This window comes from Achromobacter xylosoxidans (assembly GCF_014490035.1).
Taxonomy (GTDB): domain Bacteria; phylum Pseudomonadota; class Gammaproteobacteria; order Burkholderiales; family Burkholderiaceae_B; genus Achromobacter; species Achromobacter bronchisepticus_A.
Window position 1 is genome coordinate 30,582 of record NZ_CP061008.1, and the last position, 21,051, is coordinate 51,632.

Below are 21,051 nucleotides of genomic sequence, written 5' to 3' on the forward strand. Positions count from 1 at the left end.
TTTTCATCCCTGCGTGCCCGTCATGGCCAGGCCCACCGTGGCGGGCGTCCATTCGGACACCGGCTTCACGGCGATCAGCTTGCCGCCGCACAGTACGGCGATGCGGTCGGCCAGGGCGAAGATCTCTTCCAGGTCTTCGGACACCAGCAGCACGCCCGCGCCGCGCGTGCGCGCCGCAAGCAGCTGCTCGCGCACATAGGCGACCGCGCCGATGTCCAGGCCCCAGGTGGGCTGGTCGGCCACGATGAAGCGCGGTTCGCGGGCCAGCGTGCGGCCCAGGATCAGCTTCTGCATATTGCCACCGGACAGGCTGCGGGTGCGCACGTCGAGCGATGCGGCGCGCACGTCGAACTGCTTGGCCAGGGCCTGGGCATAGGCTTTGCCCGCTCGCGCCCGGACTAGGCCCCAGCGCGCGAAGCGCGGGTCCTTCAGGTCTTCGACGATGGCGTTTTCCCACAAGGGACTGTCGCCGATCACGCCTTCGCCGTGGCGGTCTTCCGGGATGCGGCCGACGTGGGCCGCGGTCCAGCCGGCCGGCGTGGTGGGCGCCGCCGCATGCTCGGGACCCAGGCGGATGGTGCCGTCGCTGGGCTGGCGCAAACCGGTCAGCACCGACACCAGCGCCTGCTGGCCGTTGCCGGCCACGCCCGCGATCGCCACGATCTCGTGCTTGTGGACAACCAGGTCCAGGCTGTCCAGGCGCGTCGCGCCGTCACGGCCGTCGCGCACCGTCACTTGCGACAAGGTCACCACGGGCGCGGCCTGCTCGGCCGCAGCCACGGCTTCGGCGTGCGGCATGACGACCTTGCGGCCCACCATCAGCTCGGCCAATTCGGCCGGACTGGTGCTGGCGGTTTCGCGCTCGGCCACCAGCTTGCCCTGGCGCAGCACCGCCACGCGGCCCGACACCGCCATGACTTCGTCGAGCTTGTGCGAGATGAAGATCACCGCGAGGCCTTCGTCGACGAAGCCGCGCAAGGTGGCAAAGAGGTCCTGCACTTCCTGCGGCGTGAGCACGGCGGTGGGCTCGTCCAGGATCAGGACGCGCGCGCCGCGATACAGCGCCTTCAGGATCTCGACCCGCTGCTTCTCGCCGACCGACAGCGTGCCGACGCGCGCGTCCGGATCCACGCCCAGGCCGAAGCGCTGGCCGAGTTCGACCAGGCGCTGGCGGGCCTTGCCGCGGCCGGACGCCAGCTTCCACAGCGATTCCGTGCCGACCATGATGTTGTCCAGCACGGTCAGGTTGTCGGCCAGCGTGAAGTGCTGATGCACCATGCCGACCCCGGCCGCCAATGCGGCGTCGGGCCGGCCGGCGGGCAAGGCCTGGCCGAAGACTTCGATGTTGCCGGCGTCGGCCACGTAGTGGCCGAACAGGATCGACACCAGGGTCGATTTGCCGGCGCCGTTCTCGCCCAGCAAGGCCAACACTTCGCCCTGGCGCAGCGTGAGCGATATGTCGTCGTTGGCCGTGAGGCTGCCAAAGCGTTTGGTGATCCCCGACAGTTGCAGGGCGAGAGGCGCGTGGTTCATCGTGCCGAGGACTTGGGTTCTTTGTCGTTGACCTTGACGCTGAAGCTGCCGTCCAGGATGGCCTTCTGCTTGGCCTGGACCTTGGCCATCAGGTCGGCGGGAATCTTGCTTTCGAAGGTGCCCAGCGGCGCCAGCGACGAACCCTTGTGCTTCATCAGCGAATACTGGCCGTAGTCATCGGCCTTGAACGTGCCGGCGCGCACCTGCTTGAGCGCTTCGTCGATGGTGGGTTCCATGCTCCACAGCGCCGAGGCGACCACGGTCTCCGGATACTGTTGCTGCGTGTCGATCACGTTGCCGATGGCCAGCTTGCCGCGCTCCTTGGCGGCGTCCGATACGCCGAAGCGCTCGGCATAGAGCACGTCCGCGCCCTTGTCGATCATGGCGAAGGCGGCTTCCTTGGCCTTCGGGGGATCGAACCAGGAGCCGATGAAGGTCACGGTGAATTCGGTCTGCGGGTTCACTTCCTTGGCGCCTTCGATGAAGGCGTGCATCAGGCGGTTCACTTCAGGAATGGGGTAGCCGCCCACCAGGCCGATCTTGCCCGTCTTGCTCATGCCGCCGGCAATCATGCCGGTCAGGTAGGCGGGTTCCTGGATGTAGTTGTCGAACACCGAGAAGTTGGGTTGCTGCGGCTTGCCCGAAGAACCCATCAGGAAAGCGGTCTGCGGATAGTCCTTGGCCACCTTGCGGGCGGCGGCTTCCACCGCGAAGGCCTCGCCCACCACCAGCTTGTTGCCTTGTTCCGCGTACTGACGCATCACGCGCTCGTAATCGGCGTTGGTGACGTTTTCCGAGAACGTGTATTCGATCTCGCCGCGATCGCGGGCCGCGACCAGCGCCTTGTGGATGCGCGACACCCATTGCTGTTCGACCGGCACCGTGTAGATGGCGGCGACCTTGGTCTTGGCGGGCGCCTGAGCCTGGGCGGCGCCCGAGAACAGCAGCGCGCCGGCGGCGGCGGCGGCCAGCTTGAGCAGGCCGCGGCGGGCGATGCCGGCGACGGACGGGGTGGAAAAGGCTTTCATGCGGGTGACTCCTGCGAAGGGAGGGAAAGGGATGGGGATTGGTGGCGATGCGCGCTGGGCACCGATCCGCGCGCTGCTGGAGCGCGCGCGCGGCCGCGGCCCGGTTCCATATGGCGGCCGCCGGCAGACGTGCCGGGACTAGCGTACGGAAACGAGGGCGTGGGATCGGTCATCGGATGGGGAGCGCCAGGCGACGCGCCCCATCCGAATGGTCGGGTTCGCTGCCAGCCCTGGCGAAGCAAGTTGTATGCCATGGGGCATTCCCGCGACAAGTCGGGGAAACCTGATGGCCGGGCAGGATTATAGGCACCCTGGCGGGGATTGGTGGCACCAGGACGGTGCGCGGCGTTTCAAGGGGTGGACAGAGCGGCCGTATGGAACGGGCCGTTGCGGCCGCCGATGCGCCGATCCCCGGTCTGCGCGCCTAAAATCCCAGGCATGAGCCGCGCGCGTGGCGCGGCAAGCTGGAAGACCCCATGCAAGATATACAACTGCTGCTGGAACAGTACGGCGGGTGGCTGGTGTTTGCCAACGTGCTGGTCGAGCAGGCCGGCTTGCCGGTACCCGCCTATCCCATGCTGATCGCCGCCGGCGCGCTGGCCGGCGCGGGCGGGTGGCTCGTGCCCTGGATGGCGGCTACGGTCGCCTGCCTGCTGGCCGACAGCCTTTGGTATGCCGCTGGCCAGCGCTACGGCTCGCGTCTTCTGGGCGTGATCTGCAAGATGTCGCTGTCGCAGGATTCCTGCATCCGGCAGACGCAGCGCCTGTACCTGCGCATAGGCGTGCGCGCGTTGCTGGTGTGCAAGTTCCTGCCGGGCGCGGGGGCGCTGTCCACCGTTATGGCGGGATTGACGGGCACGCCCTACCGCCGTTTCCTGGGCTACGACATCGTGGGCTCGCTGATCTGGTCGGGTTCGGCCCTGCTGTTGGGCGGCCTGTTCCACAACGTGATCAACGACGTGCTGGAGATCCTGGGCACCTACGGCGCCATGGGGCTGGGCGTGCTGGCGGCGGTGCTGGCGTTGTACATCCTGGCGCGTTTCCTGCGGCGCCGGATCCTGCTGCGCAGCCTGCGCGTGATTCCGCGGCTGTCGGTGGACGAGCTGATGCAGTGGCGCCAGGACGGCCGCAACGCGCTGGTGTTCGACGTGCGCCCCGAAGCGCTGCGCGAAGAGCAGCGCATCCCCGGCGCCATCGCCGTGGACCTGAAAGCGCCCTTGCCTCGGCTGGACGCCCAGGCGCTGGAGTCCGACATCGTGGTGTACTGCGCTTGCCCCAACGAGGTGTCGGCGGCATTGCTTGCGTCGCGGCTGCGCGCTGCCGGTTATCCCAAGACCTGGGCGCTGCGCGGCGGATATCAAGCCTGGCAGGAGCACGAGCACCCGCTCCCCCCGCAAGGCGCATAATGCCGCCATGAGCCCGCGCAGACGGCGGGCAGCCTACAAGGAGAGACAGGCATGCGGATGTTGTTCTTGGGCGCCGGCGGCACCGGCGGATACTTCGGCGGACGGGCGGCTCAGGCGGGCGCGGACGTGACCTTCCTGGTGCGCGAGCCGCGCGCCGCGCGGATCCGCGAACAGGGCCTGCGCATCAAGAGCCCGTTGGGCGACGCCACGCTGCAGCCGCAGCTGGTCACGCAACAGACGCTGCAAGGCAGCTACGACGTGGTGGTGCTGAGCTGCAAGGCCTATGACCTGGCCAGCGCCATCGAGGCCATCCGCCCCGCGGTCGGACCCGATACCGCCGTGCTGCCCATCATGAACGGCGTGCTGCAGTACGACGTGCTGGACCGCGAGTTCGAGCCGCACCGGGTGCTGGGCGGACTATGCCAGATCAACGCCACCCTGGGCCCCGAGGGCGAAGTGGTGCATCTGGGCAAGTACGCCAATATCGTCTTCGGCGAGCGCGCCGGCCCCGCCCGCAGCGAACGCTGCGTCGCGCTGGAACAGGCCCTGGCCGGCGGCGAGTACGTCAGCCGCCTGAGCACCGACATCTACCAGGACATCTGGGAGAAATACGTGTTCCTGACCACGATGGCCGCCGCCACCTGCCTGATGCGCGGCACGATCGGGCAGATTGCCTCTTCTGATGACGGCATCGACATCATGACCGGGCTGCTGCAGGAATCGCAAGCCGTTGCCGCCGCCTCGGGCCATGCGGTGCGGCCTGAGGCCGACGCCTCGGCGCGCAAGGTGATCGGGGACCGCACCCAACCCGTGACCGCGTCGATGTTCCGCGACCTGAGCCAGGGCCTGCCGGTCGAGGCCGATCATATCGTCGGCGACATGGTGCGGCGCGCCCGCACCCTGGGCGTGGACGCGACCTACCTGCGCACGGCTTACGCGCATCTGCAGGTCTATCAGGCGCAGCGCGCCGCAGCCTGATCGCAGCGCTTCCCGGCGGCCCCCTGTTCAAGCGGTGCCGTCGGGAGCACACTGGTCTGAGGGCGGCGAAGACGCCGGCAGGGCTGCCTCTTCGGTCCGTTGCGGGCGGGTTTGCCAAGTATTGGTGCATAAATTGCAAAAAACTCATCCGGTTTTACGGGTTTTTCGATCGGATTTGTACGAATAGTATGGCTTTGCCTGAGCCAAAACGTGTTGCGCCGCAAGTCGCGGCGGCCCTGGCTCCCCCTACCCAAGGAGCAAGACCATGAAAGTTGCATTGATCGGAATCACCGGCCGCGTGGGTTCGCGCGTGGCGGACGAATTGCTCAAGCGCGGCCACCAGGTCACGGGCATCGCCCGCAACCTGTCCGACGTGAATCCGCAGCTCGGCCTGACCATCAAGCAGGGCGACGCCACCGATCCCGAAGCGCTGACCTCGTTGCTGAAGGGCCACGACGCCGTGATCAGCGCGTCGCGCTTCGTGTCGTCGGACGCCAAGCCGCTCCTGAGCGCCGTGAAGGATGCGGGCGTGCCGCGCCTGCTGGTGGTCGGCGGCGCGGGCAGCCTGCTGGTCGCCCCCGGCAAGATGCTGATCGACACCCCCGAATTCCCCGACGCCTACAAGCCCGAAGCGCGCGCCGGCGTGGTGTTCCTGGACACGTTGCGCCATGAAAAAGTGCTGAACTGGACCTTCCTGTCGCCTTCGGCGCTATTCGAGCCGGGCGAGCGCACCGGTACGTTCCGTTTGGGCGACGACACCCTGCTGGCCGACGACGAAGGCAAGAGCTGGATTTCGATGGAAGACTATGCCATTGCGCTGGTCGATGAACTCGAGACGCCCAAGCATTCGCGCCGCCGCTACACCGTCGGCTATTGAGCCCGGCCGTCGGCGGGACCACGAAGGGCCTCGGCAAGAGGCCCTTTTTCATTGGGGGCCAAGGCCCGGGATCCATGTTTTTGTTTGTAAACTGGCGCACCGCCAGCCGGCGTTCCGATACCTGAGTTTGCCCCGTATGCGTATGAAGTTGAAATCGTTGGCCGTTTGCTTGCTGGTCGCCGCAACCTGTGTGGCTGCCGCGCCGGCAAGCGCGGCAGCGCCTCAGTCCAACAAGGACCTTGTGGTGGCGTTCTTCCGCATGATGTTCCAGGACCGCGACGTCGACGAGGCGGTGCGCCTGTACGTCAGCCCGAACTACGTCCAGCACAACCCCTATATGCAGGACGGCGTCGGTCCCCTGGTGGATTTCTTTCCCGCCTATTTCGAGCAGCATCCGCAGTCCATCGTCGAGATCAAGCGCGTGATCGCCGAGGGCGACCTGGTGCTTATCCACAACCTGTGGCGCGATTCGCCGGAAGACCGCGGCCAGGCCGTGATGGATATCTTCCGTGTGGAAGACGGCAAGATCGTGGAACACTGGGACGTTAGCCAGGAAATCCCCGAGAACCCCGCCAACAAGAACGGCATGTTCTAGGAAGCGCCGCATGTCCAGCATCGAACCCGTAGACCTGTCCCGCGCCTATCTGCTGCTGAACCACGGCCCCACGGTGCTGGTGACCAGCGCTCATGGCGATGCGCGCAACGTCATGGCGGCCGCCTGGGCCATGCCCCTGGATTTCAGTCCGCCCAAGATGCTGGTGGTGGTGGACAAGAACACCTACACGCGCGGATTGATCGAAGCATCGGGCGAGTTCGCGCTGTGCATCCCGTCGCGTGCGCAGGCGCGCGCCACGCTGCGGGTGGGCACCGATTCCGGGCGCGACGAGGACAAGTTCCAGGCCAGCGGCCTGACGACGTTCCCCGCCAGCAAGATCGGCGCGCCGCTCATCAGCGGTTGCCTGGGCTGGCTGGAATGCCGCGTCGTGCCCGAGCCGCACAATCAGCAGGCCTACGATCTCTTCATCGGCGAAGTCGTGGCCGCGTGGGCCGCGCCGGAAGTGTTTTCCGGCAACCGCTGGCATTTCCCTGACGACGAGCGCCGTTCGGTGCATTACGTGGCCGGCGGCTCCTTCTTCGCCACTGGCGAAGCCTTCAACGTTTCCGATCCGGAGTAACCAACATGCGCAGCGTATATCTGGCGGGTTTCGACGTGTTCCTGCCCGATGCGGCGGCGCACGGAAAACGCTTGAAGGCGCTCTGCGCCACCTATGGGTTCGACGGCCTGTTCCCGCTGGACAACGAGGCGCCGCAGGATCTATCGGGTCCGTCGGTGGCGCAATGGATCTACCGCGAGAACGTCGCGCTGATACGGCGCGCCGACATGGTGATGGCCAACCTGAATCCGTTCCGCGGCGCCGAACCCGATTCCGGCACGGCCTTCGAAGTCGGCTACGCCATCGCCTGCGGCAAGCCGGTATGGGGCTATACCGGCCAGGCCGGTTCGCTGATCGATCAGGTGGCGGTGGGCGCGGCGGCAGACGACGGCGCATCGCGCATGGTCGATGCGCATGGCTATACCGTGGAAGACTTTGGCCTGAACCTGAATCTGATGCTGGCGTGCAGCGCCCGCATCGTCACGGGCAGCGCGGCCGACTGCCTGGCGCAGATGGCCCGCGAACCGGGGCGCTGACGGCCCCGAACCATTGCGCGGCTAGCGGCGCGCAGTCTTCGCCGTCTTGCGCGGCGCGGGACGCGCGGCCGGCTCGCCCAGATACCCCATCACCGCGTCGACCACCGCCTGTTCCAGCTGCCGCGTCGAGAATCCCGCGGGCGGCTCCAGCGCTGCGGCATGCACCAGCGACTCCATGATGCGCAACACCACATAGGTCGCCAGATCCCGGTCCTGCTGCGCGATTTCGGCACGATGCAGTTCCAGCAGATGACGCATGCGCCTGTGGATATCCTGATCCGCGCGGCTGTGCTCGTGCGGCTGGTCGAACAGCGGAAACTCCCTTTCCAGCACGCGATGCAGCGCGGGCTCCAGCATGTGGGCGTGCAGCATCGCTTCGACAATGGCCGCGACGCGTTCGCGCAGCGTGGCCGCGGGATTGCTGTCCAGGACCGCGTCTATCACGTCCAGCATCTGGTTGTCGTGGCGGTTATGCAGCGCCGCGATCAGGGCGTTCTTGTTGGGGAAGTACTGATACAGCGAACCGACGCTGACGCCGGCCGTTTCCGCGATCAGATTGGTATTGGTGCCCGCATAGCCATGGGTCGCCAGAACGCGAGCCGTGGCTTGCAAAATTGTCTCTACGGTGTGCTGGGATCTGAGCTGGCGCGGCGATTTCCGGGGCTGTGGGATGGCAGTCATGGGTACTGTGAAAGGCGAGTATCGAATATGAGCAACGGCTCATAAAATTTCCAGCAGGCAATCCGGTTCATCGCCCGCACACGGCGATTATGCCATCGGCGGTTTTCAAACTGGTTCCGGATTGCGCATCTCTCACTTAAGGAAATTCAATGTCGCATTCATCGACGGCCGGGGCCATGCCCGCGGCCCAGGGGCCCGTGCGCTCCGTTTTCGCGCAAGTGCTGCCGCTGGCGCTGGCGGTATTCGTCGGGTTCTTCATGATCGGCCTGCCCATGCCGGTGCTGCCTCTGTATGTAGACGGCACGCTGGCGTTGGGCGCGCTGGTGGTTGGCGTGGTGGCCGGCCTGCAGTTCGCCGCCGCCTTGCTGTCGCGCGCCTACGCGGGCTCGCTCGCTGACCGCCGCGGCGCCAAGCGCGCGGTGGTGGGCGGTTTTGTGCTGGGCTCCATCGCGGGCCTGTTCTATCTGTTGGCCGACGACCTGTCGGCGCGGCCGCAGGCGGCGCTGGCCGCGCTGCTGGCCGGACGCGCGCTCATGGGCTGCGCCGAAAGTCTTATCGTCACTGGCGCGCTGAGCTGGGGCGTGGGCCGCGTGGGGCCGCAGAACGCGGGCCGCGTGATGGCCTGGGTCGGCGTGGCGATCTACGCCGCCTATGCGCTGGGCGCGCCCGCCGGCATGCGGCTCTACGGCGTCACGGGCTTTGCGGGCATTGCCTGGGCCACGGCGCTGATTCCGCTGGCGGCCCTGGCGCTGGTGCTGCCGCTGCGCGGCGTGCGCGCGGCAGGCGGCGTGCGCACGCCTTTCTACAAAGTGCTGGGTCTGGTGCTGCTGCCCGGCGCGGGGCTGGCGCTGGCCAGCGTCGGCTTTGGCGTGATCACGGCGTTCGTGAGCCTGCTGTTTTCGCAGCGCGGTTGGGACGGCGCGGCGTGGATGTTCACCGCGTTCGGCGCGGGCTTCATCCTGGCGCGGGTGTTCTTTGCCGGCCTGCCGGACAAGTTGGGCGGCGCGCGCGTGGCGCTGGTGTGTGTGCTGATTGAAGCGGCGGGACAGTGGCTGATCTGGACCGGCACCACGCCGGCCTGGGCCTATGCGGGTGCGCTGCTGACGGGCGCGGGCTACTCGCTGGCATTCCCCGCCTTCGGCGTGGAAGCCGTGCGCCGCGTGCCGGCGGCCAGCCGAGGCGCTGCCATGGGGGCGTACGTGGCCTTCCTGGACGTGGCCTTGGGGCTGAGCAGTCCGGCGGCCGGCTGGCTGGCCGGCGAGCAAGGCTATGGCGCGGTGTATGCGATGGGCGGCGCGTGCGCGCTGGCGGCGATGGTCGTCGCCATGGCGCTCAGGACGCGGCGCTAAAAAAATGGCGGCGCCGGTTCCGGCGCCGCCTGTGCAGCGATCAGACCGTCGCGGCCATCTCCAGCACTTCGTCGTCGATCGCTTCGGCCTGGCCGTCCTTCAGTTGTTGCAGATGGTCTGCCAGTTCGGCGATGGTCAGCGCCACCAGTCCGTGCTGCGCGGCATAGCGCTCAAGCGCGGCGCCGCGCATCATCGTGCCGTCGGCATTCATCAGTTCGCACAGTACGCCCGCCGGACGCAGGCCGGCCAGCACGGCCAGGTCCACCGAGCCTTCGGTGTGGCCGCGGCGGGCCAGCACGCCGCCCGGCTGGGCGCGCAGCGGGAACACATGGCCCGGGCTGACGATGTCTTCGCTCTGCGCCGACGGCGAGATGGCGGCGCGGATGGTGGTGACGCGATCCACGGCCGATACGCCGGTGCTGACCCCTTCGCGCGCTTCGATGGAAACGGTGAAGGCGGTGGCAAAGCGGCTCTGGTTGCGCTGGACCATGGGCGGCAGTTCCAGCCGGTCCAGGGTTTCGCCGGGCAGGCACAGGCAAACGATGCCGCTGCCGTCGCGGATCAGCTGCGCCATGACTGGCACGGTCAGCTTGTCGGCGGCCACGATCAGGTCGGCCTCGTTCTCGCGGTCGAAGTCGTCCATGAGAATGACGGGTCGGCCCAGGCGCAGATGATGCAGGGCGCGCTGCAGGCGAGCGGCGAAAGGCTGAGAAGCCAGGCTGGGGATGGGGGACTGCGGGGTAAGGGTAACGTTGGGCATTTGAAACGCTCTCGCAAGTTGAAAGGGGCGAAAAACGTTTCAGGGCTACTCGACAGCCGAACGCAATACGGCAGTCCGGGCGCAGGTGCGCCCGGTGCTACCGTTGTGCCGGCACATCTTCTCTCATCCGGACTATGACCGTCGGCCCTGGCATCTCACCAGATCTGCTGACCCCGGTGTCCACAAAGGACGCCGGGCGCTCGCGGGCTCGCCACATTGCATGGCATACCGCCGGTGGGGAATTGCACCCCGCCCTGAAGACGTACTGCATGTCGTGTTAACGACCTGACGGATTGTACGCCTGTCCGGAGCGAGGCCTGGAATACGCTTGCCGCGTCTGGGGTCTTCGGCATGAGCGGGGTCGGACCCCGCCGATGCTCAGGCGACGGTTTCGGCGGCCTCGGGCGCGTCCGCTTTCTTTTTCTTCTTGGCCGGCAGCGCCAGCATGGTGCCGCGGCACGGCGGCGTGCCACAGAGGCAGCGGTAGCCTTCCTTCAGCTTCTTGGTGATGCGGCCGTCCAGCACCAGGCCGTAGTCGTACGAGAGTTCGGTGCCGCGCGGGATGTCCTGCAGCGCGACGATGTAGACGCGCTTGCCGTGCTTGCCCTCCTGGGCCTCGCAGTTGGGCTGGCAGGAATGGTTGATCCAGCGCGCGTCGTTGCCCTGGTCGCCGCCGTCGATCACGCGGCCGGAGCTGAGCGCGAAGAAAAAGGTGTGGAAGGGATCGTCCGGATTGGTCGGATGACGGCGGTCGGCTTCCTTGGCGCTGATGCGCTCGCCGCCGTACTCGATGATGCGCGTGCCCGCGGGAATTTTGCGCGCGGCGAAGACGCCGTTGCCGTGCAGCTTGGAGCGGCGGACGACATGCCAGGGCTTGATCGGGGTGTCTTCGGTGGTCATTGCTCGGTGGAAGTGGCGGTGAGACGAAACAGAATTATATCGGCGCGTTTTTGACAGCTCGACAGGCGTATAGTGTGCGCCGCCTCGTTCCTTCGGTTAGCACCATGATTGTCCGTCCGCGTCCTTCCGCGCTGGCCTTGTTCTTTGTCTTGCGCGGGTCCATCATCCCGCGGATCCTCAGCCGCATCCTCGTCATCACGGCGCTGTCCTGCTTCGTGGTGTGGATGTACCACCAGGAATGGTTCTCGCCCGCGCATCTGTCGGCGGTGCCGTTTTCGCTGTTCGGACTGGCCCTGTCCGTGTTCATGGGCTTTCGCAACAACGTCTGCTACGACCGCTGGTGGGAAGCGCGCAAGCAATGGGGCGAGCTGATCGTGCAGGCGCGCAGCCTGGCGCGCGAAAGCGCGGTGCTGCTGGCGGCCAGCACCGCCAACCCGGTGCAGGAACGCATCGTGCGCCGTTGCATCGGCTTCGGCTACGCGCTGGCGGCGCGGCTGCGGCAGGAAGACATGGCTTCTGCCGCGCGCCCCTGGGTGCAGCAGGACGAGGCCGAGACCCTCAACGGCTGCCGCAACGTGCCCGACGCCCTGCTCATGGCCATCAACCGCGACCTGGCGGCCTGTCTGCGGCGCGGCGAGCTGAGCGACATCCTGTACCAGGCCCTGACCCAGCGCGTGGCTGCCTGCGCCGCCATCCAGGCGGCCTGCGAGCGCATCAAGTTCACGCCGTCGCCCTTCGCCTATTCGCTGCTGCTGCATCGCACGGCCTGGTTGTTCTGCCTGCTGCTGCCTTTCGGCCTGGTGGGGACGCTGGAATACATGATGCCGGCGGCCGTCACCATAGTGGCCTATACCTTCTTCGGCCTGGACGCGGTGGGCGACGAACTGGAAGATCCCTTCGGCTCCGACGAAAACGACCTGCCGCTGTCGGCGCTGGCCCGCGTGATCGAGATCGACCTCTTGGAAGGACTGGGCGTGCGGCCCCTGCCCGAGCCCGCCGTGCCGGTGGACTTCGTGCTGCGCTAACGCGCGCCTATTCCGCCAATCCGGTCAGCGGCAGCTTGGTTTCCTTCAGCCGGCGCAGCACGAAGCAGGATTTGCTGTGCCGGATGCCCGGGATGCGGTAGAGCTGTTCGCGCAACAGCCGCTCGTAGTCGCGGGTGTCGCGCACCGCGATGCGGATGTAATAGTCGTAGTCGCCCGAGACCAGGAAGGCCTCCAGCACCTCGGGGATCTGCGCCAGCGCCCGGCCGAACTCGTACAGCGTTTCCTCGCTGTGGCTTTCCAGGGTGACGTGCACGATCACCGTGTCCATGAAGCCCAGGCTGGCCGGATCGATGTCGACGGTATAGCCGCGGATCACGCCGGCGCTTTCCATGCGTTTGATGCGGTTCCAGCACGGTGTGGACGACAGGCCCACGGCCGCGCCGATGTCGTTCAGGCTGGCGCGCGCGTTGTCCTGCAGCACCTTGAGTATGGCGAGATCAAACTTGTCCAGGTTCATTTTCTTTGATTCCTTAAAATCAAAGATAAATTTACTCCGTTCATCGGTTATCCGTGGAAAAGAAGATAAATATTCTTCCGATCTACGAATAAGATAGATAGCATGAACGATCGCCTGCACCCCACCGCCGCCGCCGCGCTTGCCGCCACTGAACGCCCCGCCGATAACGGGGCGAAAATTCTGCTCGATACGCTGATCGCGTGCGGCGTGGATACCATTTTCGGGTACCCCGGCGGCGCGGTGCTGCCGCTGTACGACGCCCTGTACGCCGAGCCGCGCCTGCGTCACGTGCTGGTGCGCCACGAGCAGGCTGCCGTGCACGCCGCCGAGGGCTACGCCCGCAGCACGGGCCGCACCGGCGTGGTCTTCGTCACGTCCGGCCCGGGCATGGCCAACACCACGTCCGGCCTGCTGGATGCCATGTGCGACTCGATCCCGGTGCTCTGCATCAGCGGCCAGGTCGCCACGGCCGCCATCGGCACGGACGCCTTCCAGGAATGCGACGCCATCGGCATCTCGCGCTCCGTGACCAAGTGGAATACGCAGGTCCGTTCGGTGGACGACGTGGCCGCGGTGACGGCCCGCGCCTTCGAGCTGACCCGCCAGGGCCGCCCCGGCCCGGTGCTGCTGGATTTCCCCAAGGACGTGCAGCTGGCCGTGCCGCGCGACGCGGACGACGATGCCGTGCCCTCGCAGCAGAAGCTGGCCGCGCTGCGCGCGCGCCGCCAGGCGGGCAAGCTGGCTCCCAAGCTGCCGCAGTCGGCCGTGCGCCGCGCCGCCGCCTTGATCGCCCAGGCCAAGCGCCCCATCTTCTACGGCGGCGGCGGGCTGGTGAACGCCGGTCCCGAGGCTTGCGAGGCCTTTACGGATCTGGTGCGCCATACCGGCGCGCCCTGCACCCTGACCTTGATGGGCCTGGGCGCATTCCCCGCGTCCGACCCGCAGTTCGTCGGCATGCTGGGCATGCACGGCACGGTCGAGGCCAACCTCGCCATGCATAACGCGGACCTGGTGGTCTGCATCGGCGCCCGCTTCGACGACCGCATTACCGGCAAGCTGTCGGAGTTCTGCCCGCATGCGCGCAAGATCCACATCGACATCGATCCGGCTTCCATCAACAAGGTGGTGCGCGTGGACGTGGCGCTGGTGGGCGATTGCCTGCCGCTGGTGCGCGCCCTGCGCGCCGAACTCGGCGACGATCCCATGGACGCAGCGCGGCTGGCGCCCTGGTACAAGCGCATCGACGCCTGGCGCGCCCAGGACTGCCTGGGCTATACCCCGGCCGCCGACGCGATCCTGCCGCAGCACCTGATGTCGCGCCTGAATGCGGCGCTGGCGGACCGCGACGCCATTGTCTCCACCGACGTGGGCCAGCACCAGATGTGGGCCGCGCAGTATCTGCGCTTCGACAGGCCCAACCGCTGGCTGACCTCGGGCGGCGCCGGCACCATGGGCTACGGCGTGCCTGCCGCCATCGGCGCGCAGGTCGCCCATCCGGACAAGACCGTGGTCTGTGTCAGCGGCGACGCGTCGGTGCTGATGAACATCCAGGAACTGTCCACCGCCATGCAGCACCAGACGCCCGTCAAGGTCGTGCTGTGCAATAACGGCTACATGGGCATGGTGCGGCAGTGGCAGGAGCTGATCCACGGCGGGCGCTACAGCCACAGCTACAACGCCTCGCTGCCCGACTTTGTGGCGCTGGCGCGCGCCTTCGGCTGGGGCGCGGCCCGCGTGGACGATCCGGCAAAGCTGGATGCCGCGCTGGCCGAGTGCCTGGCGCACGACGGCCCCTACTTCCTGGACGTGGCCGTGACGGCGCAGGAGAACTGCTTCCCGATGATGCCTGCGGGGCACGGGCATCAGAAGATGATGCTGGCCGAAGGCGTCTGGTATCAGGACGAGACGACCTGACCTGACCGCCGCTGGGCTGCCGGCGCAGCCCAGCACCCTGCATCAGAACTGGATCGACAAGCCTCCGTCCACCACCAGCACGTGTCCATTCACGTATGACGCCGCGGGCGACGCCAGGAACACGGCGGCGCCCGCGATTTCCTCCGGTTCGCCCCAACGTCCCATGGGGTTGCGTGTGGCGATGCGCGGTCCCACGTCGGGGTCGGCCACCATGGCGGCATTGGTCTCGGTGGCGAAGGTGCCAGGCGCGATGGCGTTGCTGGTGATGCCGTGACCGCCAAATTCCGCCGCCAGCGCGCGCACCATGCCCGTCAAACCTTGCTTGGCCGCGGGATAGACCGCATCGCCCGAGCGCGCCAGTTCGCCTACCACCGAAGTGATCGCGATCATGCGGCCGCTGCCCTGGCGCACCATGCGTTCGGCGGCGAACTTGGCCAGCAGCATGCCGGCGACCATGTCGGTGTCGATAAGCTCGCGGATTTCGGCGGGGCTGGTATCGCGCAGCGTCTTGCGATTGCGCGCGCCGACGTTGTTCACCAGGATGTCCAGGCGGCGGTGGTCGCGGTCTATGTCCTGGAAAGCGCGTTCCATCGCGGCGTCGTCGCTGATGTCGAACGGCAGCGGATGCGCGTCCAGGCCGGCGGCGGTCAATTCAGCCGCCGCGGCCGCGACGGCTTCGGCGTTGCGGCCGTTGATCAGCACGCGTGCGCCACAGCCGGCCAGCGCGCGTGCGATACAGAAGCCCAGCCCGCGGGCCGAGCCGGTCACCAGGGCGACTTGTCCCGTCAGGTCGAAGTTGCGCAGATACGGCAGCGTGTTCATGTCAGTCGTCCAAAGTGCTTGGTCTCAATCAGGGCCGCGCGGATCCGGCTCCGCCGGTCCGCAGCGGCGCTCCCCGGGGGAAGCGCGCAGCGCTGCGGGGGATCTACCTATTCCCGGAACTCCGGCGCCCAATGCAGCAGCCGGCGTTCCAGCCAGGTCACACAATAAACCAGCGCAATGCCGACGATGGACAGCAGCGTCACCGCCGCGAACATGTCGGTGGCGTTCAGCGTCGCCAGCGCGGTGATCATCAGATAGCCCATGCCCGTCGTGGACCCCACGAACTCCGCCAGCACCACGCCGATCAGCGCGAAGCTGATGGCATTCGGCAAGGCGGCGAAGGTCCACGCGGCCGCGGTCGGGATGCGCACCCGCCACAGGATCTGGCGCGGCGAACCGCCCAGCGTGCGGCAGAAGTCCACCAGCTCGCGTTCCACGCTGCGTCCGCCCTTGTAGGTGTTGAAGAACACCAGGAAGAACACCACGAACCAGGACGTCACCACCTTGGAAGCCAGGCCCAGTCCGAAGAACATGGTGATGAGCGGCACGAACGCGATGCGCGGCATCGAGTTGAAGGCCACGATGAAGGGGTTGAACACGTCGGCCAGGAAGCGGCTGCGGCTGAGCGTCATGCCCACCACGAAGCCGCTGCCCACGCCCACCAGCAGTCCCACCATGGTGGCCTGCAAGGTCAGCCACAGGTGCGGCCAGACCGAACGCGGGCCGGGCTGCAGCCATTCCCACAGGCGCACGGCCACGCGCGAGGGTTGGCTGATGAAGAAGGGATCGAACAGCGTGTTCTGGGCGAACCAGGGGATGCGCGTGAGTATTTCCCAGGAACCCAGGATGATGGCAAGGATCAGCACCTGCCACATGGTGATGCGCAGCCGGCGCGCGATGCTGGCGCGGCGGTCCAGCCGCAGCTGGTCCTGCAGGGAATCGGCGGAGTAAGAGGTGGTCATGACGCGTAGGGATTCAGGCGGCGGCGCGGAACTGCTGTCCCAGCACGCTCCAGAGGCTTTGCACGTGGGTCACGAACTGCGGCGTTTCGCGCAGCGTGAACACATCGCGCGGATGCGGGATCTCGATGCGCTCGTCCAGCAGCACGCGGCTGGGCGGCCCGGACAGCACCACCACACGGTCCGACAGCAGGATGGCCTCGTCCAGGTCGTGCGTGACCATGACGATGGTCTGGCCCAGCTTGCGCCAGATCTCGATCAGCTCGCGGTGCAGGTGGGTCTTGGTGTGCGTGTCCAGCGCGCCGAAGGGCTCGTCCAGGAGCAGGATGCGCGGCTCGACCGCCAGGCTCATCAAGAGCGCCACGCGCCGCCGCATGCCGCCCGATAGCTGGTGCGGAAAGGCGTCGGCGAACTGGCTCAAGTGGCCCATTTCCAGCAGCTCGGCCACGCGGCGCTCGATCTTGTCGGCGGCCACGCCCTGGAACTTCAGGCCCAGCGCCACGTTCTTCCTCACGTTGAACCAGGGCAGCAGCGTGTCCTTCTGGAAGATGTAGCCCAGGGCTGGCGGCACCTGCCCGTCCACGACGCGGCCGTCCACGCGGATCGTGCCGGTGGTCGGGCGCAGAAACCCCGCGATCATGTTCAGCAGCGTGCTCTTGCCGCAGCCGGACGGCCCGACGATGGAGACGAACTCGCCTTCCGGGATCGTCAGGCTGACCTCGCCCACTGCGTGCGTGGTCGCCTGGCGGGTCTGGTAGGCCTTGCCTACCTTGTCCAGCGTGATCATCAGAGGCCCCGCGCGCGGCGCACGAAGCTCATGTTCACGCAACGGTCGTAGGGCACGGTCTTGATCTCGTCATTGGAGAACTGGCGGCCGTCGCCCATGATGGCCGTCATGCGGTCATAGGCGTCCTGGGTGATGATGTTGTCCTTCAGGAACACCGTTTCCTTGTAGACGCCCAGCGTCTTCTCGATGGCGGCGCGCGGGAAGGCGTTCAGGTAATCGTCGTAGATCGCGTCGGTGACGGCCGCGGCGCTGTTGGCGCTGATGAAGTCCTGCGCGCGGACCAGCGCCGTGACGAAGGCCTGCACCACTTCGGGGCGCTTCTGGATGGTGTCCTGCAAGGTCAGGGCCGCGATGCCGGGCACGTCGCCGCCCATGAATTCGTTCCACGAGCTTTCAGTCGTGGCGTCGAAGATGGGCACGCCCCAGCCTTCCTGCTGCGCCTGTTCCATCATGGACATGGTGGCCATGCTGGCCGACACGGAGCCGGTCTTGAGCGCGCCCAGCATGGTGGCCAGGTCGCCCAGCGGGCGGATGTCCACCTTGTCGGCCACGCCGGCCTTCTGCATCAGGTACAGCGCCATCAGCCAGGTGCTGGACTGCGGCTGGGTCGCGCCCACGCGCTTGCCGGCCAGGTCCTTTAACGATTTGATCTTGCCGCTTTCGAAGTCTTCACGGCGCACGATGACGTTGGCGTAGGTGAGCTTGCGGTCAAAGCCGAACACCAGCGTGGCGGGCTTGCCGGCCAGCGTCAGCGCGGGGGCGGCCGTGGCGGCGGTGGCGCCGAACGCGATCTGGCCCGCGGCCAGCAGCTGGTTGGTGCGCGGACCGCTCTGCGAGTTCAGGTATTCGACTTCCAGCCCGCCCTCGCCGAAGTAGCCTTTCTTCAGCGCGACATAACCCGCGGCAAAGAACGGGTCGATGCTGCCCTGGCCGTAGACGACGCGGCCCAGCTTGGGCTGCGCGAATGCGACGCGGCCATTGACCAGGCTGATGCCGGCCAGCGCGCCAGCGGCGGCCAGCACGCGGCGGCGGGTGGTGAAGTCGGGGCTGTTGCTCATGTCGTCCTCGGTATAGGTCTGGTTGCAGCGGTTTGGCGTAGACAATACCCCAGCCACTGGCGTCCAACAATGGAAAACGCCCGGTTGCCCGGGCGTTGTGCGCGATGGTCGGGAGGCGGCGCGCCAGGCGCCGCGCCCGTTTTACGCGGCGGCTTTTTTCGGCGCGGCCTTCTTCACCGCCTTCTTGACCGCCGTTTTCGTGGCCGTCTTGGTTGCGGTCTTCTTCACCGCAGCCTTCTTGGCCGGCGCCTTTTTCGCGGCAGTCTTGGTCGCGGTCTTGGCAGCCGTCTTGGCCGGCGCGCGGCCCGGCTTTTCAGGACGCGGCTCGAACTCGAAGCCGATCTTGCCGTCCGGCTGGCGGACGAGGAAGGCCTTGAACTTGCGATTGGTGCGGCTGGAGACGAAGCCGTCGAGCAGGTCGGTGCGGCCGTTGATCAGCAGCTTTTCCATTTGTTCGCGCGAGATCTCCTGCTGCAGGATGACCTTGCCCGAACGGAAATCGCAGCTCTTTTCGGGGCCGACGGATTTCTCGCAGACGTAGCTCATGCCATGCTCAAAGACGCGCGACTGGCACTTGGGGCAGGAGCCCACCGGCGTATGGCCGGAGAAGTCCACGGCCTCGCTGTCGTCCTCGTCGTTCTGGCCGAAGTCGAATTCCAGTTTGTACTCGTCGCTGATGCGCAGGATGGCGGCGAACGGACGGCCCATCTTGCTGATGAAGCCTTGCAGCGGACCGATCTCGCGCTTGGCCAGCAGCTCTTCCACTTCGGGCAGCTCGAAGGTGCGGCCGCCCGGGTGCTTGCCGATGGAGAAGTCGCAGGCGGTGCAGGCAAAGCGGCGATAGTTTTCCTTCACCACGGCGCCGCACTTGGGGCACGGCGTCTGCAGCGTGGCGTAATCGCCCGGCACCGTGTCGCGCTCGTATTCCTTGGCGCGCTTGACGATGACCTGGGTCATCTGCGCGATCTCGCGCATGAAGGCCTCGCGGCCCAGCCCGCCCTGCTCGATCTGCTTGAGCTTGTGTTCCCATTCGCCGGTGAGTTCCGGCGAAGTCAGTTCGGTCACGTCCAGGCCGGACAAGAGCGTCATCAGCTGACGCGCCTTGGCGGTGGGCACCAGGTCGCGGCCTTCGCGGCGCAGGTAGCTTTCGTTGAGCAGGCCTTCGATGATGGCGGCGCGCGTGGCCGGCGTGCCCAGGCCGCGCTCGGACATGGCCTCGCGCAGTTCCTCGTCGTCCACCAGCTTGCCCGCGCCTTCCATGGCCGACAGCAGCGTGCCTTCGTTAAAGCGCGCCGGCGGCTTGGTGGTCAGGCCGACGGCTTCCACGTCCTCGGTGCGCACGGTCTCGCCGTCCGCCACAGGCACCAGGTTGGCGTCTTCGCCTTGGGCTTCCTTGCCGTAGACGGCCAGCCATCCCGGGCTGACCAGCACCTTGCCGTCGGTGCGGAAGCGGTGCCCCTGCACTTCGGTCATGCGGGTGGTGACGCGGTATTCCGCGGCGGGGAAGAACACGGCCAGGAAGCGCTTGAGCACCAGGTCGTACAGCTTGGCCTCGGCTTCGCTCAGATCGTGCGGGATCTGCAGCGTGGGGATGATGGCAAAGTGGTCCGACACCTTCTTGTTGTCGAAGATGCGGCGGTTGGGCTTGACCCAGTTTTCGCTGACCACCGTGCCGGCGTGGCGGGCCAGGCCGCCCACCGCATTGGAGCCGCCCTGCGCCAATGCGCGCATGGTCTCCTTGACGGTGTTGATGTAGTCCTCGGGCAGGTAGCGCGAATCGGTACGCGGGTAGGTCAGCGCCTTGTGCCGTTCGTACAGGGTCTGCGCCAGCGCCAGCGTGGTCTTGGCCGAAAAGCCGAAACGGCCGTTGGCCTCGCGCTGCAGCGAAGTCAGGTCGTAGAGGGCCGGCGACATCTGGGTCGACGGCTTGGATTCTTCCGTGACGCTGCCGGGCTGTTCGCGGCAGGCAGCCACCACGCTCTGGGCGGCAGCCTGCGACCACAGGCGCGATTCGCGCTTTTCGGGGTCGCGGTCGTCTTTCTTGAATTCCGGGTCGATCCAGCGGCCTTCGTACAGGCCGGCGGCCGCCACGAAGGTGGCGCGCACTTCCCAGTAGTCGCGCGGCACGAAGCGGCGGATGCGCTCCTCGCGCTCGGCCACGATGGCCAGCGTGGGCGTCTGCACCCGGCCGACCGGGGTCTTGAAGAAGCCGCCGTCCTTGCTGTTGAAGGCGGTCATTGCGCGGGTGCCGTTGATGCCCACCAGCCAGTCGGCTTCGGCGCGCGAGCGGGCGGCCGCTTCGAGCGGCTTGAGCTGGACGTCGTCGCGCAGGTTGGCGAAGGCTTCGCGGATGGCAGCCTGGGTCATCGACTGCAGCCAGAGGCGCTGGATCGGCTTCTTCACGCCCGCGTACTGAATGATGTAGCGGAAGATCAGTTCGCCTTCGCGCCCGGCGTCACAGGCGTTGATGATGGCGTCGACGTCCTTGCGCTTGGCCAGGCGGACCAGCAGCTTGAGCCGTTCGGCCGATTTCTTGTCGGTGGGCCCCAGTTCGAACTCGGGCGGAATCACGGGCAGGTGCGTGAAGCTCCATTTTCCCTTGACCGGATCGTTGGGCGCGACCAAGCTCAGCAAGTGGCCTATGCTGGACGCGAGGACGTAACGTTCGCTTTCAAAATAGTCGCCCTCGCGCGCAAAGCCTCCCAAGGCGCGTGATATATCGAGGGCTACCGAGGGCTTCTCGGCAATAATCAGCGTTTTATTCATGTGTATCCAGTGGCGGCAGTCCCGCCGTAGTAGCGCGGAT

The 21,051-nt window shown here is 66.9% G+C and carries 20 protein-coding genes and 1 riboswitch; of the genes, 9 read left to right on the forward strand and 11 right to left on the reverse strand.

What is annotated here, in order from left to right; all coding sequences use genetic code 11:
• Window positions 1–3 precede the first annotated feature (3 nt).
• Entirely contained in the window at window positions 4–1,533 is a 1,530-nt protein-coding gene (locus IAG39_RS00150; protein ID WP_118932750.1) for an ABC transporter ATP-binding protein, read from the reverse strand.
• Window positions 1,530–2,561, reverse strand: coding sequence for a BMP family protein (locus tag IAG39_RS00155; protein ID WP_059376449.1), 1,032 nt, complete (start codon window positions 2,559–2,561; stop codon window positions 1,530–1,532). The genes IAG39_RS00150 and IAG39_RS00155 overlap by 4 nt, the downstream gene beginning before the upstream one ends.
• A 476-nt stretch (window positions 2,562–3,037) precedes the next feature.
• Here IAG39_RS00155 and IAG39_RS00160 point away from each other — a divergent pair, with 476 nt between their 5' ends.
• The 6 genes from IAG39_RS00160 to IAG39_RS00185 all read left to right on the forward strand — a co-directional run bounded on the left by IAG39_RS00160 (window position 3,038) and on the right by IAG39_RS00185 (window position 7,512).
• The gene (locus IAG39_RS00160; RefSeq protein WP_059376452.1) at window positions 3,038–3,967 is read left to right on the forward strand and encodes a DedA family protein/thiosulfate sulfurtransferase GlpE; all 930 of its coding nucleotides are present in this window, start codon (window positions 3,038–3,040) and stop codon (window positions 3,965–3,967) included.
• A 51-nt stretch (window positions 3,968–4,018) separates the two neighbouring features.
• Window positions 4,019–4,945: a 2-dehydropantoate 2-reductase gene (gene panE / locus IAG39_RS00165; RefSeq protein ID WP_059376456.1), complete on the forward strand. Its 927-nt coding sequence runs from the start codon at window positions 4,019–4,021 to the stop codon at window positions 4,943–4,945.
• 265 nt (window positions 4,946–5,210) lie between these two features.
• On the forward strand, window positions 5,211–5,822 hold the full coding sequence (locus tag IAG39_RS00170; protein ID WP_059376457.1) for an NAD(P)-dependent oxidoreductase: 612 nt from the start codon (window positions 5,211–5,213) through the stop codon (window positions 5,820–5,822).
• A gap of 136 nt (window positions 5,823–5,958) precedes the next feature.
• A complete protein-coding gene (locus IAG39_RS00175) occupies window positions 5,959–6,417 on the forward strand; it encodes a nuclear transport factor 2 family protein (RefSeq protein ID WP_118932751.1) in 459 nt (152 codons plus the stop codon).
• A gap of 10 nt (window positions 6,418–6,427) precedes the next feature.
• Window positions 6,428–6,997, forward strand: coding sequence for a flavin reductase family protein (locus IAG39_RS00180; RefSeq protein ID WP_054455727.1), 570 nt, complete (start codon window positions 6,428–6,430; stop codon window positions 6,995–6,997).
• Window positions 6,998–7,002: 5 nt separating this feature from the next.
• Window positions 7,003–7,512 (forward strand): nucleoside 2-deoxyribosyltransferase, encoded by a 510-nt coding sequence (locus IAG39_RS00185; protein WP_118932752.1) that lies wholly within the window; start codon window positions 7,003–7,005, stop codon window positions 7,510–7,512.
• Window positions 7,513–7,533: 21 nt separating this feature from the next.
• On the opposite strand, the gene IAG39_RS00190 is transcribed toward IAG39_RS00185, so the two are convergent.
• Window positions 7,534–8,193, reverse strand: coding sequence for a TetR/AcrR family transcriptional regulator (locus IAG39_RS00190; protein WP_059376463.1), 660 nt, complete (start codon window positions 8,191–8,193; stop codon window positions 7,534–7,536).
• Between the two features lie 149 nt (window positions 8,194–8,342).
• Between IAG39_RS00190 and IAG39_RS00195 the strand changes: the two genes are divergently transcribed.
• On the forward strand, window positions 8,343–9,542 hold the full coding sequence (locus IAG39_RS00195; RefSeq protein WP_118932753.1) for an arabinose transporter: 1,200 nt from the start codon (window positions 8,343–8,345) through the stop codon (window positions 9,540–9,542).
• Window positions 9,543–9,582: 40 nt separating this feature from the next.
• On the opposite strand, the gene ribB is transcribed toward IAG39_RS00195, so the two are convergent.
• Both ribB and IAG39_RS00205 read right to left on the reverse strand, forming a co-directional pair.
• Complete coding sequence (gene ribB, locus IAG39_RS00200; protein ID WP_118932754.1) at window positions 9,583–10,302, reverse strand: 3,4-dihydroxy-2-butanone-4-phosphate synthase; 720 nt, start codon at window positions 10,300–10,302, stop codon at window positions 9,583–9,585.
• Between the two features lie 111 nt (window positions 10,303–10,413).
• Window positions 10,414–10,568: riboswitch (FMN riboswitch) on the reverse strand.
• A gap of 112 nt (window positions 10,569–10,680) precedes the next feature.
• A complete protein-coding gene (locus IAG39_RS00205) occupies window positions 10,681–11,202 on the reverse strand; it encodes an SET domain-containing protein (RefSeq protein WP_118932755.1) in 522 nt (173 codons plus the stop codon).
• 104 nt (window positions 11,203–11,306) lie between these two features.
• On the opposite strand from IAG39_RS00205, the gene IAG39_RS00210 reads away from it, so the two are divergent.
• Window positions 11,307–12,227 (forward strand): bestrophin family protein, encoded by a 921-nt coding sequence (locus IAG39_RS00210; protein ID WP_059376476.1) that lies wholly within the window; start codon window positions 11,307–11,309, stop codon window positions 12,225–12,227.
• 7 nt (window positions 12,228–12,234) lie between these two features.
• Here IAG39_RS00210 and IAG39_RS00215 read toward each other — a convergent pair whose 3' ends face one another.
• Window positions 12,235–12,705: an Lrp/AsnC family transcriptional regulator gene (locus IAG39_RS00215; protein WP_013390823.1), complete on the reverse strand. Its 471-nt coding sequence runs from the start codon at window positions 12,703–12,705 to the stop codon at window positions 12,235–12,237.
• Window positions 12,706–12,798: 93 nt separating this feature from the next.
• Here IAG39_RS00215 and ilvB point away from each other — a divergent pair, with 93 nt between their 5' ends.
• A complete protein-coding gene (ilvB, locus tag IAG39_RS00220; protein WP_118932756.1) occupies window positions 12,799–14,619 on the forward strand; it encodes a biosynthetic-type acetolactate synthase large subunit in 1,821 nt (606 codons plus the stop codon).
• Between the two features lie 42 nt (window positions 14,620–14,661).
• Here ilvB and IAG39_RS00225 read toward each other — a convergent pair whose 3' ends face one another.
• The 5 genes from IAG39_RS00225 to IAG39_RS00245 all read right to left on the reverse strand — a co-directional run bounded on the left by IAG39_RS00225 (window position 14,662) and on the right by IAG39_RS00245 (window position 21,011).
• On the reverse strand, window positions 14,662–15,441 hold the full coding sequence (locus tag IAG39_RS00225) for an SDR family oxidoreductase (protein ID WP_059376484.1): 780 nt from the start codon (window positions 15,439–15,441) through the stop codon (window positions 14,662–14,664).
• A 107-nt stretch (window positions 15,442–15,548) separates the two neighbouring features.
• Window positions 15,549–16,403 (reverse strand): ABC transporter permease, encoded by an 855-nt coding sequence (locus IAG39_RS00230; protein ID WP_059376487.1) that lies wholly within the window; start codon window positions 16,401–16,403, stop codon window positions 15,549–15,551.
• 13 nt (window positions 16,404–16,416) lie between these two features.
• Complete coding sequence (locus IAG39_RS00235) at window positions 16,417–17,187, reverse strand: ABC transporter ATP-binding protein (protein ID WP_165867844.1); 771 nt, start codon at window positions 17,185–17,187, stop codon at window positions 16,417–16,419.
• Entirely contained in the window at window positions 17,187–18,245 is a 1,059-nt protein-coding gene (locus IAG39_RS00240) for an ABC transporter substrate-binding protein (RefSeq protein ID WP_118932757.1), read from the reverse strand. Before IAG39_RS00240 ends, IAG39_RS00235 begins: the two co-directional genes overlap by 1 nt.
• Before the next feature lie 141 nt (window positions 18,246–18,386).
• Complete coding sequence (locus tag IAG39_RS00245) at window positions 18,387–21,011, reverse strand: DNA topoisomerase III (protein ID WP_118932758.1); 2,625 nt, start codon at window positions 21,009–21,011, stop codon at window positions 18,387–18,389.
• Window positions 21,012–21,051: the final 40 nt, after the last annotated feature.

Coding starts and splice junctions, on each gene's coding strand:
- ribB (WP_118932754.1), bottom strand. CDS start 10,302: ATGCCCAACGTTACCCTTACCCCGCAGTCCCCCATCCCCAGCCTGGCT.
- IAG39_RS00155 (WP_059376449.1), bottom strand. CDS start 2,561: ATGAAAGCCTTTTCCACCCCGTCCGTCGCCGGCATCGCCCGCCGCGGC.
- IAG39_RS00215 (WP_013390823.1), bottom strand. CDS start 12,705: ATGAACCTGGACAAGTTTGATCTCGCCATACTCAAGGTGCTGCAGGAC.
- IAG39_RS00160 (WP_059376452.1), top strand. CDS start 3,038: ATGCAAGATATACAACTGCTGCTGGAACAGTACGGCGGGTGGCTGGTG.
- IAG39_RS00190 (WP_059376463.1), bottom strand. CDS start 8,193: ATGACTGCCATCCCACAGCCCCGGAAATCGCCGCGCCAGCTCAGATCC.
- IAG39_RS00185 (WP_118932752.1), top strand. CDS start 7,003: ATGCGCAGCGTATATCTGGCGGGTTTCGACGTGTTCCTGCCCGATGCG.
- IAG39_RS00230 (WP_059376487.1), bottom strand. CDS start 16,403: ATGACCACCTCTTACTCCGCCGATTCCCTGCAGGACCAGCTGCGGCTG.
- IAG39_RS00180 (WP_054455727.1), top strand. CDS start 6,428: ATGTCCAGCATCGAACCCGTAGACCTGTCCCGCGCCTATCTGCTGCTG.
- IAG39_RS00210 (WP_059376476.1), top strand. CDS start 11,307: ATGATTGTCCGTCCGCGTCCTTCCGCGCTGGCCTTGTTCTTTGTCTTG.
- IAG39_RS00240 (WP_118932757.1), bottom strand. CDS start 18,245: ATGAGCAACAGCCCCGACTTCACCACCCGCCGCCGCGTGCTGGCCGCC.
- panE (WP_059376456.1), top strand. CDS start 4,019: ATGCGGATGTTGTTCTTGGGCGCCGGCGGCACCGGCGGATACTTCGGC.
- IAG39_RS00225 (WP_059376484.1), bottom strand. CDS start 15,441: ATGAACACGCTGCCGTATCTGCGCAACTTCGACCTGACGGGACAAGTC.
- IAG39_RS00170 (WP_059376457.1), top strand. CDS start 5,211: ATGAAAGTTGCATTGATCGGAATCACCGGCCGCGTGGGTTCGCGCGTG.
- IAG39_RS00205 (WP_118932755.1), bottom strand. CDS start 11,202: ATGACCACCGAAGACACCCCGATCAAGCCCTGGCATGTCGTCCGCCGC.
- IAG39_RS00195 (WP_118932753.1), top strand. CDS start 8,343: ATGTCGCATTCATCGACGGCCGGGGCCATGCCCGCGGCCCAGGGGCCC.
- IAG39_RS00245 (WP_118932758.1), bottom strand. CDS start 21,011: ATGAATAAAACGCTGATTATTGCCGAGAAGCCCTCGGTAGCCCTCGAT.
- IAG39_RS00175 (WP_118932751.1), top strand. CDS start 5,959: ATGCGTATGAAGTTGAAATCGTTGGCCGTTTGCTTGCTGGTCGCCGCA.
- IAG39_RS00150 (WP_118932750.1), bottom strand. CDS start 1,533: ATGAACCACGCGCCTCTCGCCCTGCAACTGTCGGGGATCACCAAACGC.
- IAG39_RS00235 (WP_165867844.1), bottom strand. CDS start 17,187: ATGATCACGCTGGACAAGGTAGGCAAGGCCTACCAGACCCGCCAGGCG.